Raw genomic sequence first — 25,103 nt, 5'->3', positions numbered from 1 at the left:
CGTTCGGCTCGACGACGCCGGCGGGCGCCCGCAACGCGGCGGCGCGTTGCCCGCCGCCCGTCGCGCGCGAACGCCGGCGAGAAGATCGACGATCGAGACTATGAGGGACACTGATGAAGCTCTATAGCTATTTCCGCAGTTCGGCGGCGTTTCGCGTGCGTATCGCGCTGTATCTGAAGAAGCTGCCGTTCGACTACGTGCCGGTGCATCTGCTGCGCGACGGCGGCCAGCAATTGACGGACGAATATCGCGCGCTCAACCCCGACGCGCTCGTGCCGACGCTCATCGACGGCGATTCGCCGCTGCAGCAGTCGCTCGCGATCGTCGAATATCTCGACGAAGCGTATCCGGACGTGCCGCTGCTGCCGAAGGCGCCCGTCGACCGCGCGTACGTGCGCGCGATCGCGCTGCAGGTCGCCTGCGAGATTCACCCGCTCAACAATCTGCGCGTGCTGAAGTACCTGAAGCACACGCTGAAGGTCGACGACTACGCGAAGGACGCGTGGTATCGCCACTGGATCGAGGACGGCTTCAAGACGCTCGAGACGCGTCTTTCGAGCGACCCGCGCACGGGCAAGCTGTGCTTCGGCGATACGCCGACGCTCGCCGATCTCTGCATCGTGCCGCAGGTGTTCAATGCGCAGCGCTTCTCGATCGGCCTCGAGCGGTTCCCGACGATTCGGCGCATCCACGATCACGCGATGACGCTCGACGCTTTCAGGGCGGCCGCGCCCGCCGCGCAGCCGGACGCCGAGTGAGCGCGGCGTCGGCCGCGCGCCCATGAAAAACGGGCGCCTCGGGGCGCCCGTTTCGTTGCGTGGCGGGCCGGATCGCCGGAATGGCGACCGGCTGGCGCCGCGCGGCGCGGATTAGCCGAGCAGCGCGTCCGAGAATTCCGCCGCGCTGAACGGCTGCAGATCCTCGACCTTCTCGCCGATGCCGATGAAATACACCGGAATCGGCCGCTGCCGCGCGATCGCGGCGAGGATGCCGCCCTTCGCGGTGCCGTCGAGCTTCGTGACGATGAGGCCCGTGAGGCCGAGCGCGTCGTCGAACGCCTTCACCTGCGTGAGTGCGTTCTGGCCCGTGTTCGCGTCGATCACGAGCAGCACCTCGTGCGGCGCGCCGTCGTGCGCCTTGCCGATCACGCGCTTCACCTTCCGGAGCTCCTCCATCAGATGCAGCTGCGTCGGCAGGCGGCCCGCGGTGTCGGCCATCATCACGTCGATGTTGCGCGCGCGCGCGGCGCTGACCGCGTCGAAGATCACCGCGGCCGGGTCGCCGCTCTCCTGCTGGACCACCGTCACGTTGTTGCGCTCGCCCCAGATCGCGAGCTGTTCGCGCGCGGCCGCGCGGAACGTGTCGCCCGCCGCGAGCATCACCGACTGGTCGAAGCTCTGCAGATGCTTCGCGAGCTTGCCGATGCTCGTCGTCTTGCCCGCGCCGTTCACGCCCGCGATCATCATCACGAGCGGCTGCGCGCGCCCGAGCACGAGCGACTTCTCGAGCGGCTCCAGCAGATCGACGAGCAGGTCGCGCAGCGCGTCCTTCACCTGCTGCGGATCGGTGAGGCGGCCCGTGCGCACCTTTTCGCGCAGCGCGCCGAGCAGATGCTCGGTCGCGTCGACGCCGGCATCCGACATCAGCAGCGCCGTTTCGAGCTCCTCGTAGAGCGCCTCGTCGATCTTCGTGTTGACGAACACGTTCGTGATGCTCGAGCTCGTCTTCGAGAGGCCGGACTTCAGCCGCGCGAGCCACGATTTCTTCGCGGTCGGCTCGGGCGCGGGCGGCGGCACGATCTCGACCGTCTCGACGACGCCGTCGCGGCCGTTCGCCGACGGCGTGACCGTCATCACGACGGACGGCGCGGGCTCGGCGGCCGCGCGGGCCGGCGTGGCGGCGGGCGGCTGTCGGACCGGCGATTCCGGCGCACTGACGGAAGGGGCGGCAGGCGGCGTTGCGGGCGCGGGCGTCTGTGTGACGGCGCGCGACGGCGCCTCGTCGCGCGGGAGCGCAGCGGCGGGGGCGGCGGGCGCATCAACCCGCGCGGCCTCGGACGCGGCCGGGCCGCCGGTGTCGTCCTGCGGCGCTTCGGGCGCTTGCTGCGGCTCGGCCGGTGCGGCGTCGGGCGCTTTCTTGAATCGTTTGAAGAAGCTGAACATGGTTTCGCTTGCGGAAGAGGCGGCGCGCGGCGCCGGGTGCGCCGGTCGGCAGGGCTTGGTGAGCGAGCCCGGCGGCGCGCGTGCGGCGTGCTCGCGCGCCGGAAACGGGACATTTTATCAGGCGCCGGGGCTTCGCCGCGCGGCAGCGGCATGGCCTGCGCGCCGCTTGTGGTAACGTGCGCGTCATCGCGGCGCATCGCGCCGCTTCCGATCGGTTGATTCCGTTTCCAACGTTTCCGTCACGAATTCTTCGGTATGTCCCGTTCCTCTTCGGCGCGGCCGCCGGCGCAGCGAGCCCCAGCGGCCGGCCGCGGCAAGCCGCACACGATCCGCATCATCGGCGGCGACTGGAAGCGCACGCCGCTTCCGGTGCTCGACCTGGACGGCCTGCGTCCGACGCCCGACCGCGTGCGCGAGACGCTCTTCAACTGGCTCGGCCAGGATCTCGAAGGCCGGCGCTGCCTCGATCTGTTCGCGGGCAGCGGCGCGCTCGGCTTCGAGGCCGCGTCGCGCGGCGCGGCGAGCGTCGTGATGGTCGAGCGCCATCCGCGCGCCGCGCAGCAGCTTCGCGCGCTGAAGGACAAGCTTGCCGCGCGCGCGATCGAGATCGCAGAAGCCGACGCGCTGCGCATCGCCGCGGGCCTCGCGCCGCGCTCGTTCGACATCGTGTTCGTCGATCCGCCGTTCGGCGACGCGGCCGCGTTCGCGCGCGCGCTCGCGCTCGCGCCGGATCTCGTCGCGCCGGGCGGCTATCTGTATGTCGAGACGGGCGCGCAGCTCGATGCGTCCGCGCACGCGTCGCTCGCCGGCTGGCAGGTGACGCGGCACGGCAAGGCAGGCGCCGTCCACTATCATTTGCTGCAACGCGAAAATGATGAATAATGCGCGTTCCAAACGAGGCGCCGCGCGCAGTCGCGACGTGCGCCCATGTCGGCGGCCGCGCGCGACGCGCATGGCCGTGACCCCAATTGGCTCGATGACAGGAGGAGCGACATGGTAGTCGCCGTGTACCCGGGTACGTTCGATCCGCTCACGCGAGGCCACGAGGATCTCGTTCGGCGCGCGTCGAGCATTTTTGATACGCTGGTCGTCGGCGTCGCCGACAGCCGCGCGAAAAAGCCGTTCTTCTCGCTCGAGGAGCGTCTGAAGATCGCCAACGAGGTGCTGGGCCATTACCCGAACGTGAAAGTGATGGGCTTCACCGGGCTCTTGAAGGACTTCGTGCGCGCGAACGACGCGCGCGTGATCGTGCGGGGCCTGCGTGCGGTGTCGGATTTCGAGTACGAGTTTCAGATGGCGGGGATGAACCGCTACCTGCTGCCGGACGTCGAGACGATGTTCATGACGCCGTCGGACCAATACCAGTTCATCTCGGGCACGATCGTGCGCGAGATCGCGCAGTTGGGCGGCGACGTCAGCAAGTTCGTGTTTCCGTCGGTCGAGAAATGGCTGACGGAGAAGGTGGCCGCGATGGCCCAGGAGCCGTCCGCGTGAGCGCCGCGCGCGCGGCAGGCGGCCCGAAGCGGCCGGCCGCGCGCCGGCGGAAGTGAGACCAGTATGGCTTTGATGATTACCGACGAGTGCATCAATTGCGACGTGTGCGAGCCCGAGTGCCCGAACGGCGCGATTTCGATGGGCCCGGAGATCTACGTGATCGATCCGAACAAGTGCACCGAGTGCGTCGGCCATTTCGACGAGCCGCAGTGCCAGCAGGTGTGCCCGGTCGAGTGCATTCCGCGGGACCCGAGTCGTCCCGAGACGAAGGACCAATTGATGGCGAAATATCGCGCGCTGATCGCGGCGGAGAAGAACGGCGCGTGATGCGCCGCGGCGATTGACGGGCGAAGCGCGCCGGCGCGGAAAGGCGGCGGCGGGCTGTCCGCCGCCGTACCGTCGCCGCCATCGGTTTCGCTCGTGTTCGTACGTGTTCGTACGTGTTTGTGCGGTTCGTCGCGAGTCCGTGCCGGCGAGCCGCTACGCGAGCAACTCGCGCAGCGCCGCGACGAGCGTGTCGCACTCGGCGTCGGTGCCGACCGTGATGCGCAGGTGCTGATCGATTCGCGGCAGCTTGAAGTGCCGCACGAAAATCTCCCGCTGCTTCAGTTGCGTGGCAAGCGTCGCCGCATCATGGCGCGGGTGGCGCGCGAACACGAAGTTCGCCGCCGACGGCACGACGTCGAAGCCGAGCGCGGCCAGCGCGCCGACGAGCCGCTCGCGGCTCGCGATCACCCGCTTTCGCGTGGCCTGGAACCACGCGTCGTCCTCGTAAGAAGCCTGCGTCGCGGCCTGCGCGAGACGATCGAGCGGGTAGGAGTTGAAGCTGTCCTTCACGCGCGTGAGCGCATCGATCAGCGCGACGTCGCCGAACGCGAAACCGACGCGCATGCCGGCGAGCGAGCGCGCCTTCGACGCGGTATGCACGACGAGCAGGTTCGGGTAGCGGGAGATCAGCGACACGGCCGATTCCGCGCCGAAGTCGACATACGCCTCGTCGATCACGACGACCGAGCTCGGATTCGCGGCGACGATCCGCTCGATGTCGGAAAGCGGCAGCGCGCGGCCCGTCGGCGCGTTCGGGTTCGGGAACAGCACGCAGCCGGCGTCGTCGAGATAGTCGTCGACGACGATCGAGAAATCGTCGGCGAGCGGCACCGTCTCGCACGCGACGCGATAGAGCCGCGCATAGGTCGGGTAGAAGCTGTACGTGATGTCCGGGAAGCGCAGCGGCTTGTCGTGCCGCAGGAGCGCCTGGAACACGTGCGCAAGCACTTCGTCCGAGCCGTTGCCGGCGAACACCTGCTCGGGCGCGACGCCGTGATGCGCGGCGACCGCCTCGCGCAGCTTGCGCGCGACGGGGTCCGGATAGCGGCGCAGCGCCTCGCCCGTGTCGCCGAGCTCGCGCCGGATCGCGTCGACCGCGCGCGGCGACGGCGGATACGGGTTCTCGTTCGTGTTCAGCTTGACGGGATGCGCGAGCGCCGGCTGCTCGCCCGGCACGTACGGCTCGAGTTGATGGACGATGTCGCTCCAGTAACGGCTCACCACGTGGCTCCTGATGCGGTAAAACAACCAGCTTAACCGATGCGCGCGCGGCGCGAGAAGGCGGGAAGAACGCCCGACTCAGGCGCCGTTGCGATGCAGCTGCATCATCGCGCGCTCGGTCTCGCCCTTGACGACGGTGGGCATCACGGCGAGCGCGCGTTCGATCGCGGCGTCGATCACGTCCTGCTCATCCTTGCGCGGCGGCTTCAGCACGAAGTTCGCGACATCGGGTTTCGCGCCCGCGCGCGCGCTTTCGGGAATCAGGTCGCGCGGATGGCCGATGCCGATCCGCAGCCGCCAGTACTGCTGCGAAGACAGATGCGCGGAGATGTCCTTGAGGCCGTTGTGGCCACCGCTGCCGCCGCCGAGCTTCAACTTGACCGCGCCGGGCGGCAGGTCGAGCTCGTCGTGCGCGACGAGGATTTCGTTCGGCAGGATCTTGAAGAAATGCGCGAGCGCGACGACCGATTGGCCGGAGCGGTTCATGTACGTCTGCGGCTCGAGCAGATGCACTTCCTCGCCGTGGAGGCGCGCTTTCGCGTAGAAGCCATGAAAGCGCCGCTCGTCGCGCAGCGTCGCGCCGGCTTCGCGCGCGAGCTGGTCGACGAGCCAGAAGCCTGCGTTGTGGCGCGTCGCGGTGTATTCCGCCCCGGGATTGCCGAGGCCGACGATCAGTTTGATCATGATGAACGCTTGCCCGTCAGGGCTCGCCCTGGCGGGCTGCAAAAATGAAAAACCCGCCGGGCAAGCCGCGGCGGGTCGTCGACCGTCGTGCGAAACGGTTCGAAAGGCGGGTTCGAAGGGCGCTTAGGCGGCCGGCGTTTCGCCTTCGCCCGCAGCCGCTTCTTCCGACACGGCGCCAGCCGGGATCGTCGCCGAAGCGACCACCGGGTTTTCCGCGTCGCCGTGCGCGGTCAGCGCGACGCCGTTCGGCAGCGCGATGTCCTTCGCGTGCAGCGACTGGCCTGCTTCGATCTTCGACAGATCGACTTCGAGGAATTCCGGCAGGTCGGCCGGCAGGCACTCGATTTCGATTTCCGTCACGACGTGCGACACGACCGCGCTCGACAGCTTCACGGCCGGGCTCGTTTCCGCGTTCAGGAAGTGCAGCGGCACCTTCGTGTGCAGCTTCTTCTTCGGATCGATGCGCTGGAAGTCCACGTGCAGCACGAGCTGACGGAACGGGTGGTATTGCACGTCACGCAGCAGGACGCGTTGCGACTTGCCGGCCACTTCGAGGTCGAGGATCGACGAGTGGAAGGCTTCCTTCTTCAGCGCGTGCCACAGCGCGTTGTGATCGAGCTCGATCATTTGCGGGGCGGTTTCACCACCGTACACGATACCCGTGGTCTTACCGGCGTTGCGCAGGCGGCGGCTCGCACCCGTACCTTGCTGTTGGCGCTCGAAAGCGACGACTTTCATGTGTTTCTCCATTTGCTGCCCGCGACCAGGCAGTAAAACGGGGCCCCGCGACTGCATGAGGCCCCCGATCGAATGGCCGGGGGTTCGTCGGTCCCGGCCGATTGTGCAAAAAGCGAAGCTCGTCGCTTCGCTTTTGCGCTAAACCACTTTGCGGCGGATCGCTTTACGATTCCGCGAACAGCGACATCACCGAATCGCCGCGGCGAATCCGCGAGAACGTTTCGGCGAGAAGGCCCGCGCTCGACAGCGAGCGGATCTTCGGGCACGAGAGCGATTCGGCGGACAGCGGAATCGTGTCGGTGACGACGAGCTCGTCGAGCGCCGAGGCGGCGATCCGGTCGCCCGCGCCGCCCGAGAGCACCGGGTGCGTCGCGTACGCGAACACCTGCTTCGCGCCTCGCTCCTTCAGCACTTGCGCGGCCTTGCAGAGCGTGCCCGCCGTGTCGACCATGTCGTCCATGATCACGCAGGTGCGGCCTTCGACTTCACCGATGATGTTCATCACTTCGGCGACGTTCGCCTTCGGACGGCGCTTGTCGATGATCGCGAGATCGCAGTTCAACTGCTTCGCGAGCGCGCGGGCGCGCACGACGCCGCCGACGTCCGGCGACACGACGAGCAGATCCGAGTAGTTCTGCTTGCGCAGGTCGCCCAGCAGGATCGGCGTCGCGTAGATGTTGTCGACGGGGATGTCGAAGAAGCCTTGAATCTGGTCGGCGTGCAGATCCATCGTGATGATCCGCTCGACGCCGGCGATTTCCAGCATGTTCGCGACGACCTTCGCGGAGATCGCGACGCGCGCCGAACGCGGACGGCGATCCTGGCGCGCATAGCCGAAGTAGGGGATGGCGGCGGTGATCCGGCCTGCGGATGCGCGCTTCAACGCATCGACCATGATCATCAGTTCCATCAGGTTGTCGTTCGTCGGCGCGCACGTGGATTGCAGGACGAAGACGTCCTTGCCGCGCACGTTTTCCTGGATTTCGACCTGGATCTCGCCGTCGGAGAAACGGCTGACCATCGCTTTGCCGAGGGGAATACCAAGAATTTTGACGACTTCCTGAGCAAGCGCGGGATTGGCGTTGCCAGTAAAAACCATCAGGCCGTCATGGCTGCTCATCGTGCACCTGCTTCGGGCTTAGGCGGGAAATGCGGGAAAGAAATTTTGGCAGGGGAGGAAGGACTCGAACCCTCGCATGCCGGAATCAAAATCCGGTGCCTTGACCAACTTGGCGACTCCCCTACACTTAACTTTGAGCTCCACCGGAAGTGTAGGCCATCCGATGGCGCAAAAACTTTATGACGCGAAAGCGAAGAGTGGATGCTCACTCAAGCTCTCGGCAATTGCGCTGTTCCAGCCGGCCGGCAGTTTGGCTTGCGCCGCTTCTGCTTCAGCCTTGCTCCTGAACGCTGCAAACACGCTAGCTCCAGAGCCGGTCATCCGCGCGGGGGTCAGATTATAAAACCATTCGACCACCTTTGCAACTTCCGCGTACTTGCTCGTCACAACTTGCTGCATGTCATTCCGGCCGAAGCTGTCCGGCCATCCTGCGTCGCGGCTTTGCTGTGCAAGAAAGTCCGTAATTGTGATGGGCTTTGAATCCCTTGTCAACGATTTATCGGAGAAAATCGCTGCGGTCGGAACATGAACCCGTGGCGTCACAACCAGGAACCAACGAGCCGGCAATTGTACCTGCTGCAATGCTTCTCCGATACCCTCCGCGAACGCATTTTTGCCGAACACGAAAAAGGGCACGTCGGCGCCGAGCTTCACCGCGAGCGATTGCAGTTCCTCTCGCGGCAAATCGAGTTTCCACAGGCGGTTGAGCGCAAGCAGCGTCGTCGCCGCGTCCGAGCTGCCGCCGCCGAGGCCCGCGCCCATCGGCAGGCGCTTGTCGATCTCGATGTCGACGCCGGCTTCGACGCCCGCGTGCGCCTTCAGCAGCGACGCCGCGCGCACGACGAGATCGGTTTGCTCCGGCACGCCCGGCACGTCGGTTTTGCGTGACACCTTGCCGTCGTCGCGCAGCGTGAAATGCAGCGTGTCGCCCCAGTCGAGCAGCTGGAATACGCTTTGCAGTTCGTGATAGCCGTCCGGGCGGCGGCCCGTGATGTGCAGGAACAGGTTCAGTTTCGCCGGGGCGAGGCAGTCGCGCAGCGAGCGGGTCGTATCGGTCATGCTTGAGGAAACGTTGTCGGGCAAAAGCGCGCGTTCAGCGGTCGAGCACGAGCTTGATGTCGAGCGGCGGCGTTTGCCGCACCAGGTTGATGCGCTTCACGCCGGCGGCGGGCGCATCGGCGTACGCGATGTAATCGATGGTCCAGCCGTCCTGGCGGATCTCCTTGATCCGCGTGCCGTCCTGCGGGTCGCGCACCGTCGTCGCGGGCGTCGCCGGCGCGGGCGTGGGCAGCAGCCAGTAGCGCAGGCCGTCGAGCGGCAGCGCGAAGCCGAGCGCGCGCTGCATCAGCTCGCCGACGTCGGGCGCGTATTGAGGCTGGCGATTCGGCAGTTCGAGCGACGCGCCGCTCGGCGCCGACTTCACGACGGCCAGCGTCTGGCCGAGCGGGCTGCGCAGTTCGAGCGACACGCTCGCGTCTTGCTCCTGCCAATCGAAATTGCCGTAGACGTTGCGCGGATTGCCGAGCTGATCCTGGTACTGGACCGCGAAGCGGCCCGTGTAAGCGCGGTTCTGCTCGGTTTGCAGCGCGTTCGGCGCGATGGAGGCGCTCGCTCGCTCGGGCTGCGTCGCGCAGCCGGCGAGCGCGATGGCGGCCGCCGCGGCGAGGACAAAGCCGCGCGCGGCGTGCGCACGCGACCGGGCAAAACGCGGCGTCGTCATCAAAGTCCGTTCACCTGAAAGCGCTTGAGCGTCTGCACGAGCGTATCGTTGTCGGGCTCGAGCTTCTGCGCGGCGCGCCACGCGGCGCGCGCTTCGTCCTGCGCGCCGCTTTTCCACAGCACTTCTCCGAGATGCGCGCCGATTTCCGCGTTCGGCTGCAGGTCGTAAGCGCGCTTCAGGACCTTCGTCGCGCCTGCCGTGTCGCCGAGGCGGTACTTGATCCAGCCGAGGCTGTCCATGATGAACGCGTCGTTCGGCGCGAGCGAGCTGGCCTTCTCGATCAGCTTATCCGCTTCCTGCAGGCGCAGATTGCGATCGGCGAGCGAATAGCCGAGCGCGTTGTATGCCTGCGGATTGTCCGGCTGCGCGCGCATCAGCAGGCGCAACTGCTGCTCCATCATCGTGTACTGGCCGATCTTCTCGCAGGCCATCGCGTAGTCGTAGCGCAGATCGGGATCGTCCGGGTAATCCTCGACCGCCTGCGCGAGCCGGTCCGCAGCTTCCTTGTAGCGCTTCGACGTGAAGAGGATCGACGCGTCGGTGCGCGCGATCACCGCGGCGTCGCGCGGGTCGGACACCTGCAGGTTAGCGAGCAGCTTGCGCGCCTCGTCGACCTTGCCCTGCTTCTGCAGGAGCTGCGCGCGCGTGACCTGCGCGGGCACGTATTGCTGGCTCGATTCGTCGACCTTGTCGAGCCATTGGCCGGCGAGCGCATCGTTGCCCTGGTCGAGCGCGATCTGCGCGAGATAGACGTACGCCTGGCCGACGTCCGCCCCAGGCTTCTTCTGCGCGACCTTCACGTATTGCTTCAGGTACTTGGTCGCGTCGTCGAGGTGCTTCTGCTGGATCTTGATGAGCGCGATCGCCATGAGCGGCGTCGGGTCGCCCGAATCGTTGCGGCGCATCGCGTCGAACTGCTTCTGCGCGTCGTCGAGCCGATCGTCGGCGAGGTAGAGCTGCGCGAGCGCGAGGCGGCCGTCGCGCGATTTCGGATTCTGCTGGACGAACTTCTCGAACGATTCGATCCCGGTCGCGCGCTCGCCCGGACCCATCTGCGACAGCATCAGCGCGGCCGGCAGATAGTCGGGCTTGAGCCGCAGCGCCTCCTTCAGCGATTGCGTCGCGCCGTTCTTGTCGTCGGTCGCGAGCTGCTGGCGCGCGATCGCGATCCGCGCCTCCGGCCGGTTCATATCGTTCTTCAGCAGATCCTGAAGCACCGTCAGGCCGCCGACGCGGTTCGGGCCGCGCGCGAGCAGCGCCTGCAGCGCGATGATCGCTTCGCCGCGGTTCGCGCCCGTCGCGCGCGCGAGCTCCTGCGCGAGCATCGGCTGCGCGTCGGCCGGCTTGCCGCCGAGCACGAGGAGCGCGGCGTCGACCTGCGCGGCGCGGGGCGAATCCGGCGAATACTCGCGCCACAGATTCGCGGCCGTCAGCGCGTCCGCGGGGCTCTGCGCGGCGAGCGCGATCTCGGTCGCGCGCTGGGCCATCCGCGGATCGCGGGTGTCGCGCGCGAGCGCGAGGTAGGTCTGGTACGCGGGGGCCGGGAGATTGCGTTGCAGCGCGACCTCGGCCGCGAGCACCTGGTAGACGATCTGGCTCGTCAGCGAGACGTTCGGCAGATCCTTCTGCTCTTCCGGCAGCATCGACGCGAACGCGGCCCGAGGGGCGTCGTCGCCTGCGTCGTCCTGCGCGTGAGCGGGGAACGCGGCGAGCGCCCACGCCGCGACGAGCGCGGCGCCGATCGCGCGGCGCACCGGGACGGCGCGCGGGCCGCGCGCAGCGGCAGGGCGCTTCTGGGACAGCTTCGAGGGCAAGGTCATGGAAATCCGTTCAATGTTTCAGCCGATTGTAACGCGCTCGCTACAATACGCGCACCAATGCCATTAGCCAGATAGAGACCCGTAAAACATGCCAGAGTTGCCGGAAGTCGAGGTTACGCGCCGAGGCATCGAGCCGTTCGTCGCCGGGCGACGCGTGAAGCGCGTCGACGTGCGCACCGCGATGCTGCGCTGGCCCGTGCCCGCGGGCTTCGCCGAGATGCTGAAGTCGCGCGAGGTGCTGAGCGTCGAGCGGCGCGGCAAGTACCTGCTGTTCGAAGTCGACGCCGGATGGTTCATCGTCCATCTCGGCATGACAGGCACGCTGCGCGTGCTGCCGAACGACGCGCCGCCGCCCGCGCCCGCGAAGCACGATCACGTCGACTGGATCTTCGACGAGTTCGTGCTGCGCTTTCGCGATCCGCGACGCTTCGGCGCGGTGCTCTGGCATCCGCGCGACGCGGGCGACGTGCATGCGCATCCGCTTCTCGCGAGCCTCGGCGTCGAGCCGTTCTCGGCCGCGTTTACCGGCGAGCTCCTTTACAAGCGCACGCGCGGGCGCAAGGTGGCCGTCAAGCAGGCGCTGCTCGCGGGCGACATCGTCGTCGGCGTCGGCAACATCTATGCGTCCGAGAGCCTCTTTCGCGCCGGCATCCGGCCGACCGCGGCGGCCGGGCGCGTGTCGCTGCCGCGCTACGAGCGCCTCGCCGAGGCCGTGCGCGCGACGCTCGCCGACGCGATCGAGCGCGGCGGCAGCACGCTGCGCGACTTCGTCGGCAGCAACGGCGAAAGCGGCTACTTCCAGCTCGACTGCTTCGTCTACGATCGCGCGGGCGAGCCGTGCCGGGTGTGCGGCTCGCCGATCCGCCAGATCGTCCAGGGTCAGCGGTCCACTTATTTTTGTCCGAATTGCCAGCGTTGAAATAAATCTTGAAACCGCCCCGCATTCCCCCCGCGCCGCCCGCCGTCACGCCGCTTCACGCCGCCTTCGCGCCGACGCTGATCGCATGGCAGCGCAAGCACGGCCGTCACGACCTGCCGTGGCAGAACACGCGCGAACCGTACCGGATCTGGCTGTCGGAGATCATGTTGCAGCAGACGCAGGTGTCGACCGTCGTGCCGTACTACGTGCGCTTTCTCCAGCGCTATCCGGACGTCGCCGCGCTCGCGGCCGCGCCGATCGACGACGTGATGGCGCTCTGGGCCGGGCTCGGCTACTACTCGCGCGCGCGCAATCTGCATCGCTGCGCGCAGGCGGTCGTCGAGCTGCACGGCGGCGCGTTCCCGGCGTCGCCCGAAGCGCTCGCCGAGCTGCCGGGCATCGGCCGGTCGACGGCCGCGGCGATCGCGTCGTTCGCGTTCGGCGCGCGCGCGACGATCCTCGACGGCAACGTGAAGCGGGTGCTCGCGCGCGTATTCGGCGTCGAGGGCTTTCCGGGCGACAAGCGCGTCGAGAACGAGATGTGGGCGCTCGCCGAGTCGCTGCTGCCCGATGCGGCCGAACAGGCCGACGTCACCGCGTACACGCAGGGCTTGATGGATCTCGGCGCGACGCTTTGCGTGCGCGGCAAGCCCGATTGCGCGCGCTGCCCGTTCGCGGGGGACTGCGCCGCCGAGCGAAGCGGGCGGCAACGCGAACTGCCCGCCGCGCGCCCGAAGAAGGCGGTGCCGACGCGCCGTACGTGGATGCTCGTGCTGCGCGACGGCGACGCGGTGCTGTTGCAGCGGCGTCCGCCCACGGGCATCTGGGGCGGTTTGTGGAGTCTGCCCGAAGCGGACGGCGACGCCGCGCTCGCGCGGCGTGCGCGCGAATTAGGCGGCGCGGCGCTCGCGGCACTCGCGCCGTTCACGCATACGTTCACGCACTTCAAGCTCGAGATCGAGCCGAGGCTCGCCGAGCTCGCCAGCGCGATGGGCGGCGCGCTGCAGGCGGCCGACGACGAGACGGCATGGGTTGCGCTCGACAAGCTCGACGCGTACGGCGTGCCGGCCCCGGTGCGCAAGCTGCTCGACGGGTTGAGCGGGTCGTTGCTTTAGGCGGGGAGCGGTCGCGCGGACACCGAGGGGGCAGGCGATTCGATGCGGCGAACACGTGCGGCGAAAACATGTGACGTCGACGGCGAAGCGCAAGGGCGGCGGCCGCGTCCGGCTCGCTTTCATCGCGGGGCGACGGCGCTTGCCGGGATTGCCGTGATTACCGCGAGCGTCGTGCGCGAACGCGTGAGTTGCGCGGACGAATCGAGCATTCGATCGGGCGCGCGCACGCGGCTCGTGCCTGGAACGCCGATAACGGCAACGACGCCGAACGCATCAGGTCGGCTTGCCGCGATGCCCGCGGGGCAACCGCGCGCATTGCGCGTCTACAGCCAGCCGTGACGATTCAGTTCGCGATGAACCGCGTCGATTCGCGCGCCGACGTCGGGAAACTCCATCAGCTTCTGCCGCGCGCGCAGATCGAGCGGCAGCACTTCCGCGAGCCGGTTCGACACCCACGTCGGATCGCCGAAGCGAAACGGCTCGACGAACGGCAATTCGGCGTCGGATTTGCGCAGGACGTCGACGATCCGCTCGAGCGCTTCCGCGCATGCGCCGAATTGCGCGAGCGCTTCGTCGCCTTCGAGCGGGATGTCGTCCTGCATCGGCTCGGCGATGCCCACGAGGAGGCCGTTCGCCTCGACCCGATGCGACAGCAGCTCGAAGCGCTGCGTGCCGATCGTGCGCAGGAACAGCATGCCGAATTCGCCGGTGTCGCATTCGACGATGCGCGCCATGCAGCCGATCGTCTCGGGCACCGATACTTCGCCTTCCTGAGCGACTTCGGGGCCGCTCTTCAGCAGGCACACGCCGAATGGCGCCTCGTCGCGCATGCACGCGCGCGCCATGTCCAGATAACGCGCCTCGAAGACTTTCAGGGGCAACTGTCCGCCCGGAAACAACACCGTATGCAGTGGAAACAGCGGCAAATCGATGAGGGTGGTCGACAGAGAGGACATGGCGGGCACGCGAAAAGTGAGCGGCGCTAGGTGACGAGCCGCGACGACGCGTCCACGGCGACGGGCGCGTCACGATGCCGCACGATCACGTTGGCCTGCCTCGAAAGACGCGCGGCGAGCGTCTCCGCGAGGAACACCGACCGATGCTGGCCGCCCGTGCAGCCGATCGCGACCGTCAGGTAGCTGCGATTATCCTCGCGGAAATGCGGCAGCCACTTGACGAGAAACGACTCGATGTCGTCCAGCATTTGATGGACGACAGGCAATGCGTCGAGAAACGCGACGACAGGCTGGTCGACCCCGGTGAGCGGGCGCAGCTCGTGGTCATAGTACGGGTTCGGCAGCGCGCGCACGTCGAACATGAAATCGGCGTCGAGCGGCACGCCGCGCTTGAAGCCGAACGATTCGAACATCAGCACGAGATCGTCGTTCTTCTGCTCGATGAAGCGCTTGACCCACGTGCGCAGCACGTTCGCGCGCAGATTGCTCGTGTCGATCTGGTGGCCGAATTCGGCGAGCGGCGCAACGAGATCGCGTTCGCGCTCGATCGCCTCTTCGAGCGATACGAGGAGGCCCACGTCCGCGTCGTGCGACGGCGAGCCCGACAGCGGATGGCGGCGGCGCGTCTCGGAGAAGCGCTGGATCAGCGCCTGCGTGCTCGCGTTCAGGAACAGCACGCGCACGTCGTGCTCGCGCGACAACGCGCGGATGAGGCCGGGCATTTCGTCGAGCGATGCGCTCGAGCGCGCGTCGATCGCGACGGCGAGCCGGTTCTGGCCTTCGTTGGCGAGGTAGCGGGCGAGCTCGGGCAGCACGTGCGGCGGCAGATTGTCGACGCAATAGTAGCCCGCGTCCTCCAGCGCGTTCAGCGCGACGGACTTGCCGGAGCCGGAGATGCCGGTGATGAGGACAATGCGCATGGAAAGAGAAAATCCTGACGTTTCATCATAGCACCGGCTCGTTGCGCCAGCGTGGCGAGCGGGAGCCGGCGCGGGTTACACGAGCTTGCCGGGAAACTGGCTGTCCGGGTCCTGCATCGCGAGGCGCTGGCGGTCCATGAAGTCGCGCAGCGTGTCGATGCCGCGCAGCTGCAAGATCGTGTTGCGCACCGCCGCCTCGACGAGCACCGCGAGGTTGCGGCCCGCCGCCACCTGGATCGTCACCTTGCTGATCGGCAGCCCCAGCACGTCGACCGTCTGGCTTTCGAGCGGCAGCCGCTGGAACTCGCCGTCCGGCCGGCGCACGAGTTGCACGATCAGCTTGAGCTTCATCTTCCGGCGCACGGCCGTTTCGCCGAAGATCGTCTTGATGTCGAGGAGGCCGAGGCCGCGCACTTCGAGCAGGTTTTGCAGCAGCGGCGGGCAGCGCCCTTCGACGAAATCGGGGCCAAGTCGGACGAAGTCGACCGCGTCGTCGGCGACGAGCCCGTGGCCGCGGCTGATCAGCTCGAGGCCGAGCTCGCTCTTGCCGAGGCCCGAATCGCCCGTCAGCAGCACGCCCATTCCGAGGATGTCGAGGAACACGCCGTGCAGCGTCGCGCGCGGCGCGAGGATGCGCGACATGTAGAGGCGCAGGCTGTCGATTACCGCGGCGGCCGACATCGGCGTCGTGAAGAGCGGCGTCGACGAGCGCGTGCAGCGCAGGACGAGCTCGGGCGGCGCGGCGGCGCCGCCGGCGACGACGAGGAACGGCGGCTCGAGGGCGATCAGCTCGGCCATGTGGCGCGAGCGGTCTTCGTCGGTCTGGCGCTGGTAGTAGTCGATTTCGGCTTCGCCGAGCACCTGAATCCGGTTCGGGTGGATCAGGTTCAGGTGGCCGACGAGGTCGGCGCTCGACGTCGCGTTCGCGACCGTATCGGCGGAAAACCCGCGTTCCCAGCCTTCATGCCCCGTCAGCCAGCTGAGCTTCAGCATGGCTGCGTTGTCGTCGAAGATGCTCTGGGCGTTGATGCTGGACGTATCCATGAGTCCGTCACTCCAAGGAGCCGGCGCCCGGACGCTGCAACGACGGTTGCGGCGCCGGCCCGGCGGCGGGCGGCTCGACTCGGCGGCGCGGGCCGCGACGCAATGGGGAACGAACCGCCCCGATCAGCTTAAGGTTGCCACTGAGTCAGGAGTTGATGCAACTCGTCGCGATCCGGTTCGGTGTGCAGACGCTCGCGAGTGTCGCGGTCGGACAGCAGTTGGGCAATTTCGGAGAGGATTTCGAGATGCGCCTGCGTCGCCTGCTCGGGCACGAGCAGGAAGATCAAGAGCGACACGGGCTGGCCGTCCGGCGCCTCGAACGGGATCGGCTCGGCAAGCCGCACGAACGCGGCGAGCGGGTGCTTGAGCCCCTTGATCCGGCCATGCGGAATGGCGACGCCTTCGCCGAGGCCCGTCGAGCCGAGCCGCTCGCGCGCGAACAGATTGTCGGTGACGGTGCTGCGGGCGATGCCGTTCTGATTCTCGAAGATCAGCCCGGCTTGTTCGAAGACGCGTTTCTTGCTGGTGACGGAGAGGCCGACGACGACGTTCTCCAAAGGCAGGATTTTGGCTAGGCGATTCATGTTGGCAGGCATAGGGGCGGCCTGGGGTCTCCTCGCGGCGGACTGATTTTCCATGTCGGTCAAAAAGGACGGCGTTTGGCGACGGAGACCTGTGAAGCGCGGCGAACCGGTTCATCGCCCCCGATAATAACCGACACATTATAGAGCACTGCAGACGGCGCCGCGCACCGTGCAAAGCGCCGGGAATCGCCCGGGCGCCGCACATGCGCGCGTCGCGCCACAGCGGTTTGCACAATAAAAAACCGCCCGTCGAGGCGGGCGGTTCGGCCGGCGCTGTCGCGCCGCGCTCATTGCGGCGGAAGTTCGATCTGTTCGACGGCCTGATGCTTGATCGGCTCGTGCGCGTGCGTCTGCAGGCGCTCCATGTGCTTGACGACCTGGCGGTCGAGCTTGTCGATCAGCAGATCGATCGCCGCGTACATGTCGCCGTTCGCGCTTTCGACGAAGATATCCTTTCCCTTCAGATGCAGCGTGATTTCCGCCTTTTGCCGCTTGTCCTTCTCCTTGTGGTTGTCGACCGTGAGGATCACAGCGCCATCAATGACCTGATCGCTATGCCGTAGCACCCTATCGAGCTTGGTGATCACGTATTCGCGGATAGCAGGCGTGACTTCGAGATGGTGTCCACTGATCTTCAGGTTCATAGTGCTTCTCCAAGCTAATGACCACCTTCCGCATAGAGGCGGCATGCCTGCCGGTTCCGCTTGCCGCCGCTCGGCGCGCGAGCGAATCGGTCGGCAGGCTTTGCCGTCGACTATGCGGCGGCCGGAAAACACCCGCCGCGTGGCGACGGGCTACAAAGACTTGCGCAGATTCACCGCCGGGATCTTGAGGGCTTCGCGATATTTGGCAACCGTGCGGCGCGCGACCACGAACCCTTGTTCCGCTAGCAGCTCGGCTATACGACTATCCGAAAGAGGGGATTTGGGGTCTTCGGCTCCTATCAGTTGTTTGATGAGGGCGCGGATGGCCGTCGACGACGCGGCACCTCCGGTGTCTGTCGAAACGTGCGATCCGAAGAAGTACTTAAATTCAAGTGTGCCGAACGGGGTCAGCATGTACTTGCCGGTTGTCACACGGGAGACAGTCGATTCGTGTAGGCCCAGCGTATCAGCTATTTCCCGCAAAACCAAGGGGCGCATCGCAATTTCGCCGTGCGCGAAGAAATTCTTCTGACGTTCGACAATCGCCTGCGCGACGCGCAGGATCGTCTCGAATCGCTGCTGAATGTTCTTGATCAGCCAGCGCGCTTCCTGCAGTTGCTGCTTGAGCGAGCCCGTGCTCGGATCGCCGCGGCTGTTGCGCAGGATGTTCGCGTACAGGTGGTTGATCCGCAGCCGCGGCACGACTTCCGGATTGAGTTCCGCCTGCCAGTTCTGGCCCGTCTTCTTCACGATGATGTCGGGCACCACGTAGTCCGCTTCGGCCTTGCCGTACGCCGCGCCGGGGAACGGCTCGAGCGAGCGGATCAGCGCGTGCGCGTCGCGCAGTTCGTCGTCGGTCGCTTTCAGTTGCTTGCGCAAGCGCGTGAAATCGCGCGCGGCGAGCAGCTCGAGATGCTGCGACACGATATCGAGCGCGAGCGCGCGCGTAGGGGACGGATCGAGGCGCAGCAGCTGCAGCTTCAGGCACTCGGATGCGGAGCGCGCGCCGACGCCGGCCGGATCGAAGCTGTGCAGGAGCGCGAGCGCCGCGCTCAGTTCGTCGACGTCGACTTCGAGCTCCGCCGGCAGATCGGAAAGCACTTCATCGAGCGGCGCCGCCAGATAGCCGTCGTCGTCGAGCGATTCGATCAGGAACGTGACGAGCGCGCGATCGCGCGGGCTCGCCTGCGTGACGCGCAGTTGCGCCATCAGATGGTCGCGCAGCGAGGTCGACGTTTCGTGGATCTGCATCGGCGGCAGATCGTCGTCGTCGGAGGCGGCGGGCGAGCGGCCGAAGTCGTCGAGGTTCCATTGGTTCGCGTCGCCGCTGTCGGCCGAATAGCTGTCGTATTCGTCGACGCCGGCGGGCTCGTCGCGCTCGGTGCGCTCATTCGTCGCACTCGTGCCGTTCGACGCGCCCTGCATCGGCTCGGGTGCGGGCGACGCGGGCGTCTGCGCGATCACCGAGCCGTCGGCCGCGACGCGCAGCGGGCTCGCGATCCAGTCGTCGTCGTTTTCGAGCAGCGGGTTCTGCGCGATCGCCGTCGCGACTTCCTGTTGCAGTTCGAGCGTCGATAGCTGCAGCAGCCGGATCGACTGTTGAAGCTGGGGCGTGAGCGCGAGATGCTGCGACAGGCGGAGTTGGAGGCTGGCTTTCATGGCAAAAAGGGAGTCATGCCGGAAGTTTGCCACGAGGGCGGCGCGTTGAGGCATTCGGGATGACGCTTGGCGCGCGAATGCGCACGCCCGGCGCATGCCGAACGTGCGGAGGGACGGCGCGGATCGCGCCTGGGAAAGGACGGCCGCGGGATCGTGTCCCGCGCCGCTCACATGCGGAAGTGCTCGCCGAGGTAGACGCGCCGCACGCTTTCGTTTTCGATGATTTCCTTCGGAGCGCCGGACGCGAGCACCGAGCCGTCGCTGATGATGTACGCGTGATCGCAGATGCCGAGCGTCTCGCGCACGTTGTGATCGGTGATCAGCACGCCGATATTGCGCTGCTTCAGGAACTTCACGATCTTCTGGATTTCGAGCACCGCGATCGGATCGACGCCCGCGAACGGCTCGTCGAGCAGAATGAAGCTCGGGTTGCTCGCGAGCGCGCGCGCGATCTCGACGCGGCGGCGCTCGCCGCCCGACAGCGACAGCGCCGGATTGTCGCGCAGGTGCGCGATCTGCAGCTCTTCGAGGAGCGCCTCCGCGCGCGCGCCGATCTCGTCCTTGGACAGCCGCTTGCCGTTGTCGCCGTGCTGCAGTTCGAGCACCGCGCGGATGTTCTGCTCGACGGTCAGCTTGCGGAACACCGACGCTTCCTGCGGCAGGTACGACAGGCCGAGCGACGCGCGCTTGTGGATCGGCATCAGGCTGATCGGGCTGCCGTTCAGCGAGATGTCGCCCGCGTCGAGCGGCACGAGGCCGACGATCATGTAGAACGACGTCGTCTTGCCGGCGCCGTTCGGGCCGAGCAGGCCGACGACTTCGCCGCTCTTCACGTCGAGCGATACGTCCTTGACGACGGTGCGCGAGCCGTAGCGCTTCTTCAGGTTGCGCACGACGAGCGAGCTCGACGTGCCGGCCGGCTGGCGATTGGGGAGCGCGTTCACGGGTTCGGTGCTCCCTGCAGGCTGTTCGACGGCGAGAGCTGCGCGGGGCCGCCGGACAGCGGCGCCGGGCCGCTGTTCTTCGGCGTCAGCATCGCGCGCACGCGCCCGCCCGGGTTGCCCGGCGCGACGACGTCCTTGCCGCCGCGCGCGGTGTAGAAGTCGCGCTGGCCGTCGTAGGTGATCACGCTGCCGTGAACCGTGTCGGCGACGGTGGACAGGCCTTGCAGGCGGCGCACGGTCGCGTTCGTCGTCAGCGTGGTCAGATCCTGCTTGCCGTCGTAGTCGATTCGCTCGGCGTCGCCGTCGATGTATTCGTCGAGGCCTTCGCGCTTCTGGCGAAACGATGCGTGCTTCTTGCCGGAGGCCGTCGCGGTCGCGTACTGGTAGCCCTGCGCGTCCTGGCGCACCTCGACGCGGTCGCCCTTGATCAGGATCGTGCCCTTCGTGATGACGACGTTGCCCGTCGCGACCGTGACCTGCTTCAGGTCGTCATAGGTCAGGTTGTCCGCTTCGACGTTGATCGGCTTGTCGCGGTCGGCCTTTTCGGCATGGGCTGCGGGCGCGACGCCCGCGAGCGGCGCCGCGACGAGCGCCGCCGCGAGCACCGCGCGGACGACGCGGCGTGCGCCGCTCTGGAATAAACAAGGGAACGATTCGTTCATGCAGTCCCGCGTGGTGAGTTACTTGGGTTGGCCTGGAGCGCCGCCGGACGCGTCGGAAGAGGCGATCGTGCCGCGCACGTTGCCGTAGAGTTCGATGACTCGGGTGACGTTGTTGTACTTCATCCCGGCGGCGGCGTTCGCGATCGACAGGCCGCGCTGAAGTTTAACCGGCTTTTCGGTCTCGATCACATCGTCGTTGACCAACACCCGGAAATGCTCGGAATCCGCCTGCATCGGCGGGTCGCCCGCGCCCGCCGCGCGTACGATCCGCGCTTCGTCATACAAATCGACGATCGACACGTCGCCGTTGACGACGCCGCGCTTGGCGGTCGCGGTCACGGTCGGCTTGCCGGGCTGGAACGCGCGCAGCGCGGGCTGAGTCAGGTCGCTCGTCTCGTCGTCTTCGTAGTGGACGAGGCCCGCCGCCGCCAGCCGGTACTGGGTCGAGCCCGTCTGGTCGAGCTCGGTGACGGAGAAATTGTCCGCGAAATAGTCGGGCGTGTGCGATTTCGGCCGCACGACCGCCTCGCCGGGCGGCGGCAGCGTCGCCTGCAGCAGCCAGTACGTGCCGCCCGCGAGCGCCGCCATCGCGACGAGCGGGATCATCGAAGTCAGCCGGAATTTGCCGTCCATCCGCTCAGACTCCGCAGGCGGCCGCGAGCAGCGCGTCGTAGCGGTGCTGCGCGCGCAGGATCGCGTCGCACACTTCGCGCACCGCGCCGTGGCCGCCGCGAGCCTCGGCGACCCAGTGCGCGCGCGCGATCACGTCCGGATGCGCGTTCGCCGGCGCGGCCGCGAAGCCGCAGCGCAGCATCACCGCGAGGTCGGGCCAGTCGTCGCCCATGTAGCCGCACTCGGCGGCCTCGAGGCCGAGCGCGCGCAGCAGCTCGCCGAACACGGCGAGCTTGTCCTCGACGCCCTGATGCAGGTGCGCGATCCGCATTTCCTTCGCGCGCGCGGCGACCGCTTCCGAGCGGCGGCCGGTGATGATCGCGGTCGCGACGCCGGCTTCGCCGAGGAGCTTCACGCCGTGGCCGTCGAGCGTGTTGAACGACTTCATCGTGTCGCCCGTCGCGGTGAAATGGAGGCCGCCGTCGGTCAGCACGCCGTCGACGTCGAAAATCATCAGCTTCACGCGGCTCGCGCGCTCGGCCGCCGTGACAGGGGGCGCGGACATCAAATCACCTTCTTCGAGAACAGATCGTGCATGTTGAGCGCGCCGATCAGCGCGCCCCGCTCGTCGACGACGAGCATCTGGTTGATCCGGTGGCGCTCCATCAGTTCCACCGCCTCGACGGCGAGGTGATCCGGCGCTATCGTGCGCGGATTGCGCGTCATTACGTCGGCGATCGGCAGGCGGCGGAAGTCGCCGTCGCGCTCGAGCACGCGGCGCAGATCGCCGTCGGTGAAGATGCCGGCCACGCGGCCCGCGTCGTCGACGACGGCCGTCATTCCCATCCGCTTCGCGGTGATCTGGAAGAGGGCGTCGGCGAGCGTCGCGCCGAGCGGCACGGCGGGCACCTCGTCGCCCGTGCGCATCACGTCGCGCACGTACGTGAGGAGGCGCCGGCCGAGCGCGCCGCCCGGATGCGAGCGCGCGAAATCGTCGGAGCCGAAGCCGCGCGCGTCGAGCACCGCGACCGCGAGCGCGTCGCCGAGCGCGAGCGCGGCCGTCGTGCTGGCCGTCGGCGCGAGGTTCAGCGGGCACGCCTCCTTCGCGACGCCCGCGTTCAGGTGGACGTCGGACAGCGTCGCGAGGCTCGACGCCGGGCGGCCCGTCATCGCGATCAGCTTCGCGCCGAGGCGCTTGATGAGCGGTAGGATTGCGACGAGCTCCTCCGATTCGCCGGAGTTCGAGATCGCGATGAACACGTCGTCCTTGGTGACCATGCCGAGATCGCCGTGGCTGGCTTCGGCCGGGTGAACGAAAAACGCGGGAGTGCCGGTGCTGGCGAGCGTCGCGGCGATCTTGCGGGCGATGTGCCCCGATTTGCCGATCCCGGACACGACGACGCGGCCGCGGCAATTCAGAAGCAGCCCGACCGCGGCGACGAATTCGCCGTCGAGCTGGTCGGCGAGCGCGCGCACGGCGTTCGCCTCGATGTCGAGCACGTCGCGGGCGAGCGCGAGCGCCCGATCATCATTGATTTTCGCTATCATGCGCGGAGTATAGCAAAGGCGTTTGTTCGCCGCGCCGGGCCCCTTGCGCCCATCTTCCCGAGTAGTCTCCCGGCCCAACCCGGCGTCCGTCATGCGGCGCCGACGACGAACGAGGACGCTTCGCCCGTGATTTCCCCGCTCGAAATGACGCTTCTGCTGCTGCTTGCCTCGGTGGCGGGCGTCGTCGTGTTCCGATCGCTGAACCTGCCGCCGATGCTCGGCTATCTGACGGTCGGCATCCTGGTCGGCCCGCATGCGCTGGGCTTCGCGGCCGATCTCGAGCGCGCCGAGCACCTCGCCGAATTCGGCGTCGTGTTCCTGATGTTCTCGATCGGCCTCGAGTTCTCGTTGTCGAAGCTGCGCGCGATGCGCCGGCTCGTGTTCGGGCTCGGGCTCGCACAGGTGCTCGGCACGATCGCGGTCGCGCTGCTGCTCGGCGCGCTCTTCGAGCGCTGGATGCATATCACGTGGGAAGGCAGCGTCGCGCTCGGCGGCGCGCTCGCGATGTCGTCGACGGCGATCGTCTCGAAGATGCTCGCCGAGCGGCTCGAGATCGAGACCGAGCACGGCCGCAACATCTTCGGCGTGCTGCTGTTTCAGGATCTCGCCGTCGTGCCGCTGCTCATCGTGATCGCCGCGTTCGGCGGCGAGTCGTCGAAGGATCTCGCGATGTCGCTCGGGCTCGCGGCGGTGAAGATCGTCGTCGCGCTCGCGCTGCTGCTGATCGTCGGCCAGCGCTTCATGACGCGCTGGATGAACGTCGTCGCGCGGCGGCGCTCGCAGGAGCTGTTCGTGCTGAACCTGCTGCTCATCACGCTCGGCGCCGCGTTCATCACCGACCGCTTCGGGCTGTCGCTCGCGCTCGGCGCGTTCATCGCCGGGATGCTGATCTCCGAGACGCCCTACCGGCATCAGGTGGAGGAGGACATCAAGCCGTTTCGCGACGTGCTGCTCGGCCTCTTCTTCGTGACGACCGGGATGCTGCTCGACCCGAGCGTGATCTGGCGGCATCCGTTCCTCGTGCTCGCGTTCTTCGCCGGCCAGGTGCTGCTCAAGAGCGTGATGATCACGGGGCTCGCGCGCGCGTTCGGCGCGACGCCCGGCGTCGCGATGCGCACGGGGCTCGGGCTCGCGCAGGCGGGCGAATTCGGCTTCGTGCTGTTGAACCTGATCCTCGATCGGCATCTGGTCGACGCGACGCTCCTGCAGTCGATCCTCGCGTCGATGCTGCTGTCGATGCTCGCCGCGCCGTTCCTGATCCAGAACGCGGACCGGATCGTGATGCGGCTGTCCGCGGCCGAATGGATGCAGCAGTCGCTGCAGATGACGCGGATCGCCACGCAGAGCATCAAGCAGAAGGGCCACGTGATCATTTGCGGCTACGGCCGCGCCGGGCAGAACCTCGCGCGGATGCTCGAGCAGGAAGGGATCGCGTACGTCGCGCTCGACCTCGATCCGGACCGCGTGACGGCCGCCGCCGCGGCGGGCGAATCGGTCGTGTTCGGCGACGCGGCGCGCCGCGAGTCGCTGCTCGCGGCGGGCATCCACCGCGCGGCGGCCGTGGCCGTCACGTACGCGAACACGCCGTCCGCGCTGCGCGTGCTGCACAACGTGCACGAGCTCGAGCCGACGCTGCCCGCGATCGTGCGCACCGTCGACGACGCCGATCTCGAGAAGCTGCTCGCAGCCGGCGCGACCGAGGTGATCCCGGAGATCGTCGAAGGCAGCCTGATGCTCGCGTCGCACACGCTCGTGCTGATGGGCGTGCCGATGCGGCGCGTCGTGCGGCGCGTCGAGGAGATGCGCGACGAGCGCTACAGCCTGCTGCGCGGCTACTTCCACGGCGCGGACGACGCGGACGACGACGACCACGAGCAGGTGCGGCTACAATCGGTGCCCGTCGACGCGCGTTCGGACGCGGTCGGCCGCTCGCTGGCCGAGCTGGGGCTGTTCGCGCTCGGCCTCGAGGTGACCGCGATCCGCCGGCACGGGATTCGCGGCGTCGAGCCTGACCCCGAGACGAAGCTGCGCGCGAGCGACATCGTCGTGCTTCGCGGGCTGCCGGAAGCGCTCGCGGAGGCCGAGGAGCGGCTGTCGCGGCACCGGCGCGACGGCGGATCGGCCGCCGCGGCATGAGGCCGCGCGGCCGCTGATTTTTTGGCGTGGTTTTGGGGTAGTCGAGCGATCGGCGGGCGGCGCGAGATTCCGGC

The 25,103-nt window shown here is 67.6% G+C and carries 26 protein-coding genes and 1 tRNA gene; 7 read left to right on the top strand and 20 right to left on the bottom strand.

Annotated elements, in window-relative coordinates:
• The first annotated feature begins 113 nt into the window (after positions 1-113).
• Complete coding sequence (maiA, locus tag WS78_RS16980) at positions 114-758, top strand: maleylacetoacetate isomerase (protein WP_059575807.1); 645 nt, start codon at positions 114-116, stop codon at positions 756-758.
• 111 nt (positions 759-869) lie between these two features.
• Here the strand turns inward: maiA and ftsY are convergent, their stop codons facing one another.
• Complete coding sequence (ftsY, locus tag WS78_RS16975) at positions 870-2,162, bottom strand: signal recognition particle-docking protein FtsY (RefSeq protein WP_059575809.1); 1,293 nt, start codon at positions 2,160-2,162, stop codon at positions 870-872.
• A 255-nt stretch (positions 2,163-2,417) separates the two neighbouring features.
• Between ftsY and rsmD the strand changes: the two genes are divergently transcribed.
• From rsmD to WS78_RS16955, 3 genes are all read left to right on the top strand, one after another.
• Positions 2,418-3,044 (top strand): 16S rRNA (guanine(966)-N(2))-methyltransferase RsmD, encoded by a 627-nt coding sequence (rsmD, locus tag WS78_RS16970; RefSeq protein ID WP_059575811.1) that lies wholly within the window; start codon positions 2,418-2,420, stop codon positions 3,042-3,044.
• Positions 3,045-3,155: 111 nt separating this feature from the next.
• Positions 3,156-3,656: a pantetheine-phosphate adenylyltransferase gene (coaD, locus tag WS78_RS16960; RefSeq protein ID WP_038744460.1), complete on the top strand. Its 501-nt coding sequence runs from the start codon at positions 3,156-3,158 to the stop codon at positions 3,654-3,656.
• A gap of 63 nt (positions 3,657-3,719) precedes the next feature.
• On the top strand, positions 3,720-3,983 hold the full coding sequence (locus tag WS78_RS16955; RefSeq protein WP_038744459.1) for a YfhL family 4Fe-4S dicluster ferredoxin: 264 nt from the start codon (positions 3,720-3,722) through the stop codon (positions 3,981-3,983).
• A gap of 153 nt (positions 3,984-4,136) precedes the next feature.
• Here the strand turns inward: WS78_RS16955 and hisC are convergent, their stop codons facing one another.
• The 8 genes from hisC to WS78_RS16915 all read right to left on the bottom strand — a co-directional run bounded on the left by hisC (position 4,137) and on the right by WS78_RS16915 (position 11,286).
• Complete coding sequence (hisC, locus tag WS78_RS16950; RefSeq protein WP_059575889.1) at positions 4,137-5,204, bottom strand: histidinol-phosphate transaminase; 1,068 nt, start codon at positions 5,202-5,204, stop codon at positions 4,137-4,139.
• Positions 5,205-5,282: 78 nt separating this feature from the next.
• Positions 5,283-5,888, bottom strand: a complete 606-nt coding sequence (gene pth, locus WS78_RS16945) for an aminoacyl-tRNA hydrolase (protein WP_038744458.1) — start codon at positions 5,886-5,888, stop codon at positions 5,283-5,285.
• Positions 5,889-6,011: 123 nt separating this feature from the next.
• Complete coding sequence (locus WS78_RS16940; RefSeq protein WP_038744482.1) at positions 6,012-6,626, bottom strand: 50S ribosomal protein L25/general stress protein Ctc; 615 nt, start codon at positions 6,624-6,626, stop codon at positions 6,012-6,014.
• 163 nt (positions 6,627-6,789) lie between these two features.
• The gene (locus WS78_RS16935; RefSeq protein WP_038744457.1) at positions 6,790-7,746 is read right to left on the bottom strand and encodes a ribose-phosphate pyrophosphokinase; all 957 of its coding nucleotides are present in this window, start codon (positions 7,744-7,746) and stop codon (positions 6,790-6,792) included.
• Positions 7,747-7,792: 46 nt separating this feature from the next.
• Positions 7,793-7,869, bottom strand: a tRNA-Gln gene (locus WS78_RS16930).
• 54 nt (positions 7,870-7,923) lie between these two features.
• Entirely contained in the window at positions 7,924-8,805 is an 882-nt protein-coding gene (ispE, locus tag WS78_RS16925; RefSeq protein ID WP_059575813.1) for a 4-(cytidine 5'-diphospho)-2-C-methyl-D-erythritol kinase, read from the bottom strand.
• Between the two features lie 34 nt (positions 8,806-8,839).
• Positions 8,840-9,469, bottom strand: a complete 630-nt coding sequence (lolB, locus tag WS78_RS16920) for a lipoprotein insertase outer membrane protein LolB (RefSeq protein ID WP_059575815.1) — start codon at positions 9,467-9,469, stop codon at positions 8,840-8,842.
• Positions 9,466-11,286 (bottom strand): tetratricopeptide repeat protein, encoded by a 1,821-nt coding sequence (locus tag WS78_RS16915; protein ID WP_038744454.1) that lies wholly within the window; start codon positions 11,284-11,286, stop codon positions 9,466-9,468. The genes lolB and WS78_RS16915 overlap by 4 nt, the downstream gene beginning before the upstream one ends.
• Before the next feature lie 88 nt (positions 11,287-11,374).
• On the opposite strand from WS78_RS16915, the gene mutM reads away from it, so the two are divergent.
• Positions 11,375-12,205 (top strand): bifunctional DNA-formamidopyrimidine glycosylase/DNA-(apurinic or apyrimidinic site) lyase, encoded by an 831-nt coding sequence (mutM, locus tag WS78_RS16910; protein WP_059575816.1) that lies wholly within the window; start codon positions 11,375-11,377, stop codon positions 12,203-12,205.
• 8 nt (positions 12,206-12,213) lie between these two features.
• Positions 12,214-13,320, top strand: a complete 1,107-nt coding sequence (mutY, locus tag WS78_RS16905) for an A/G-specific adenine glycosylase (protein WP_038744452.1) — start codon at positions 12,214-12,216, stop codon at positions 13,318-13,320.
• A gap of 323 nt (positions 13,321-13,643) precedes the next feature.
• Here mutY and WS78_RS16895 read toward each other — a convergent pair whose 3' ends face one another.
• From WS78_RS16895 to kdsD, 11 genes are all read right to left on the bottom strand, one after another.
• The gene (locus tag WS78_RS16895) at positions 13,644-14,276 is read right to left on the bottom strand and encodes an LON peptidase substrate-binding domain-containing protein (RefSeq protein WP_038744451.1); all 633 of its coding nucleotides are present in this window, start codon (positions 14,274-14,276) and stop codon (positions 13,644-13,646) included.
• Between the two features lie 26 nt (positions 14,277-14,302).
• A complete protein-coding gene (rapZ, locus tag WS78_RS16890) occupies positions 14,303-15,196 on the bottom strand; it encodes an RNase adapter RapZ (protein WP_006024491.1) in 894 nt (297 codons plus the stop codon).
• A 75-nt stretch (positions 15,197-15,271) separates the two neighbouring features.
• Positions 15,272-16,240, bottom strand: coding sequence for an HPr(Ser) kinase/phosphatase (gene hprK, locus WS78_RS16885; protein WP_004195225.1), 969 nt, complete (start codon positions 16,238-16,240; stop codon positions 15,272-15,274).
• 128 nt (positions 16,241-16,368) lie between these two features.
• A complete protein-coding gene (gene ptsN / locus WS78_RS16880) occupies positions 16,369-16,878 on the bottom strand; it encodes a PTS IIA-like nitrogen regulatory protein PtsN (protein ID WP_059575819.1) in 510 nt (169 codons plus the stop codon).
• Positions 16,879-17,111: 233 nt separating this feature from the next.
• Positions 17,112-17,468 carry a ribosome hibernation-promoting factor, HPF/YfiA family gene (gene hpf / locus WS78_RS16875; RefSeq protein WP_038744450.1) on the bottom strand — a complete coding sequence of 119 codons (357 nt, stop codon included), beginning with the start codon at positions 17,466-17,468 and terminating at the stop codon, positions 17,112-17,114.
• A gap of 150 nt (positions 17,469-17,618) precedes the next feature.
• Complete coding sequence (locus WS78_RS16865; protein ID WP_038744449.1) at positions 17,619-19,127, bottom strand: RNA polymerase factor sigma-54; 1,509 nt, start codon at positions 19,125-19,127, stop codon at positions 17,619-17,621.
• Positions 19,128-19,294: 167 nt separating this feature from the next.
• Positions 19,295-20,071, bottom strand: a complete 777-nt coding sequence (lptB, locus tag WS78_RS16860; RefSeq protein WP_038744448.1) for an LPS export ABC transporter ATP-binding protein — start codon at positions 20,069-20,071, stop codon at positions 19,295-19,297.
• Complete coding sequence (gene lptA / locus WS78_RS16855; protein ID WP_059575821.1) at positions 20,068-20,733, bottom strand: lipopolysaccharide transport periplasmic protein LptA; 666 nt, start codon at positions 20,731-20,733, stop codon at positions 20,068-20,070. The genes lptB and lptA overlap by 4 nt, the downstream gene beginning before the upstream one ends.
• A gap of 18 nt (positions 20,734-20,751) precedes the next feature.
• Positions 20,752-21,366 carry an LPS export ABC transporter periplasmic protein LptC gene (lptC, locus tag WS78_RS16850; RefSeq protein WP_038744446.1) on the bottom strand — a complete coding sequence of 205 codons (615 nt, stop codon included), beginning with the start codon at positions 21,364-21,366 and terminating at the stop codon, positions 20,752-20,754.
• Positions 21,367-21,370: 4 nt separating this feature from the next.
• Positions 21,371-21,910: a KdsC family phosphatase gene (locus WS78_RS16845; RefSeq protein ID WP_038744445.1), complete on the bottom strand. Its 540-nt coding sequence runs from the start codon at positions 21,908-21,910 to the stop codon at positions 21,371-21,373.
• Positions 21,910-22,893 carry an arabinose 5-phosphate isomerase KdsD gene (gene kdsD, locus WS78_RS16840; RefSeq protein ID WP_038744444.1) on the bottom strand — a complete coding sequence of 328 codons (984 nt, stop codon included), beginning with the start codon at positions 22,891-22,893 and terminating at the stop codon, positions 21,910-21,912. Before kdsD ends, WS78_RS16845 begins: the two co-directional genes overlap by 1 nt.
• A 126-nt stretch (positions 22,894-23,019) precedes the next feature.
• On the opposite strand from kdsD, the gene WS78_RS16835 reads away from it, so the two are divergent.
• Positions 23,020-25,029 carry a monovalent cation:proton antiporter family protein gene (locus WS78_RS16835; RefSeq protein ID WP_038744443.1) on the top strand — a complete coding sequence of 670 codons (2,010 nt, stop codon included), beginning with the start codon at positions 23,020-23,022 and terminating at the stop codon, positions 25,027-25,029.
• The last annotated feature ends 74 nt before the right edge of the window (positions 25,030-25,103 follow it).

It is taken from the genome of Burkholderia savannae (genome assembly GCF_001524445.2).
Lineage (GTDB): Bacteria > Pseudomonadota > Gammaproteobacteria > Burkholderiales > Burkholderiaceae > Burkholderia > Burkholderia savannae.
Note: the sequence above shows the minus strand (reverse complement) of the source record. Positions and strands in the feature narration are given on the sequence as shown.

Coding starts and splice junctions, on each gene's coding strand:
- maiA (WP_059575807.1), top strand. CDS start 114: ATGAAGCTCTATAGCTATTTCCGCAGTTCGGCGGCGTTTCGCGTGCGT.
- ftsY (WP_059575809.1), bottom strand. CDS start 2,162: ATGTTCAGCTTCTTCAAACGATTCAAGAAAGCGCCCGACGCCGCACCG.
- rsmD (WP_059575811.1), top strand. CDS start 2,418: ATGTCCCGTTCCTCTTCGGCGCGGCCGCCGGCGCAGCGAGCCCCAGCG.
- coaD (WP_038744460.1), top strand. CDS start 3,156: ATGGTAGTCGCCGTGTACCCGGGTACGTTCGATCCGCTCACGCGAGGC.
- WS78_RS16955 (WP_038744459.1), top strand. CDS start 3,720: ATGGCTTTGATGATTACCGACGAGTGCATCAATTGCGACGTGTGCGAG.
- pth (WP_038744458.1), bottom strand. CDS start 5,888: ATGATCAAACTGATCGTCGGCCTCGGCAATCCCGGGGCGGAATACACC.
- WS78_RS16940 (WP_038744482.1), bottom strand. CDS start 6,626: ATGAAAGTCGTCGCTTTCGAGCGCCAACAGCAAGGTACGGGTGCGAGC.
- WS78_RS16935 (WP_038744457.1), bottom strand. CDS start 7,746: ATGAGCAGCCATGACGGCCTGATGGTTTTTACTGGCAACGCCAATCCC.
- ispE (WP_059575813.1), bottom strand. CDS start 8,805: ATGACCGATACGACCCGCTCGCTGCGCGACTGCCTCGCCCCGGCGAAA.
- WS78_RS16915 (WP_038744454.1), bottom strand. CDS start 11,286: ATGACCTTGCCCTCGAAGCTGTCCCAGAAGCGCCCTGCCGCTGCGCGC.
- mutM (WP_059575816.1), top strand. CDS start 11,375: ATGCCAGAGTTGCCGGAAGTCGAGGTTACGCGCCGAGGCATCGAGCCG.
- WS78_RS16895 (WP_038744451.1), bottom strand. CDS start 14,276: ATGTCCTCTCTGTCGACCACCCTCATCGATTTGCCGCTGTTTCCACTG.
- rapZ (WP_006024491.1), bottom strand. CDS start 15,196: ATGCGCATTGTCCTCATCACCGGCATCTCCGGCTCCGGCAAGTCCGTC.
- hprK (WP_004195225.1), bottom strand. CDS start 16,240: ATGGATACGTCCAGCATCAACGCCCAGAGCATCTTCGACGACAACGCA.
- ptsN (WP_059575819.1), bottom strand. CDS start 16,878: ATGGAAAATCAGTCCGCCGCGAGGAGACCCCAGGCCGCCCCTATGCCT.
- hpf (WP_038744450.1), bottom strand. CDS start 17,468: ATGAACCTGAAGATCAGTGGACACCATCTCGAAGTCACGCCTGCTATC.
- WS78_RS16865 (WP_038744449.1), bottom strand. CDS start 19,127: ATGAAAGCCAGCCTCCAACTCCGCCTGTCGCAGCATCTCGCGCTCACG.
- lptA (WP_059575821.1), bottom strand. CDS start 20,733: ATGAACGAATCGTTCCCTTGTTTATTCCAGAGCGGCGCACGCCGCGTC.
- lptC (WP_038744446.1), bottom strand. CDS start 21,366: ATGGACGGCAAATTCCGGCTGACTTCGATGATCCCGCTCGTCGCGATG.
- WS78_RS16845 (WP_038744445.1), bottom strand. CDS start 21,910: ATGTCCGCGCCCCCTGTCACGGCGGCCGAGCGCGCGAGCCGCGTGAAG.
- kdsD (WP_038744444.1), bottom strand. CDS start 22,893: ATGATAGCGAAAATCAATGATGATCGGGCGCTCGCGCTCGCCCGCGAC.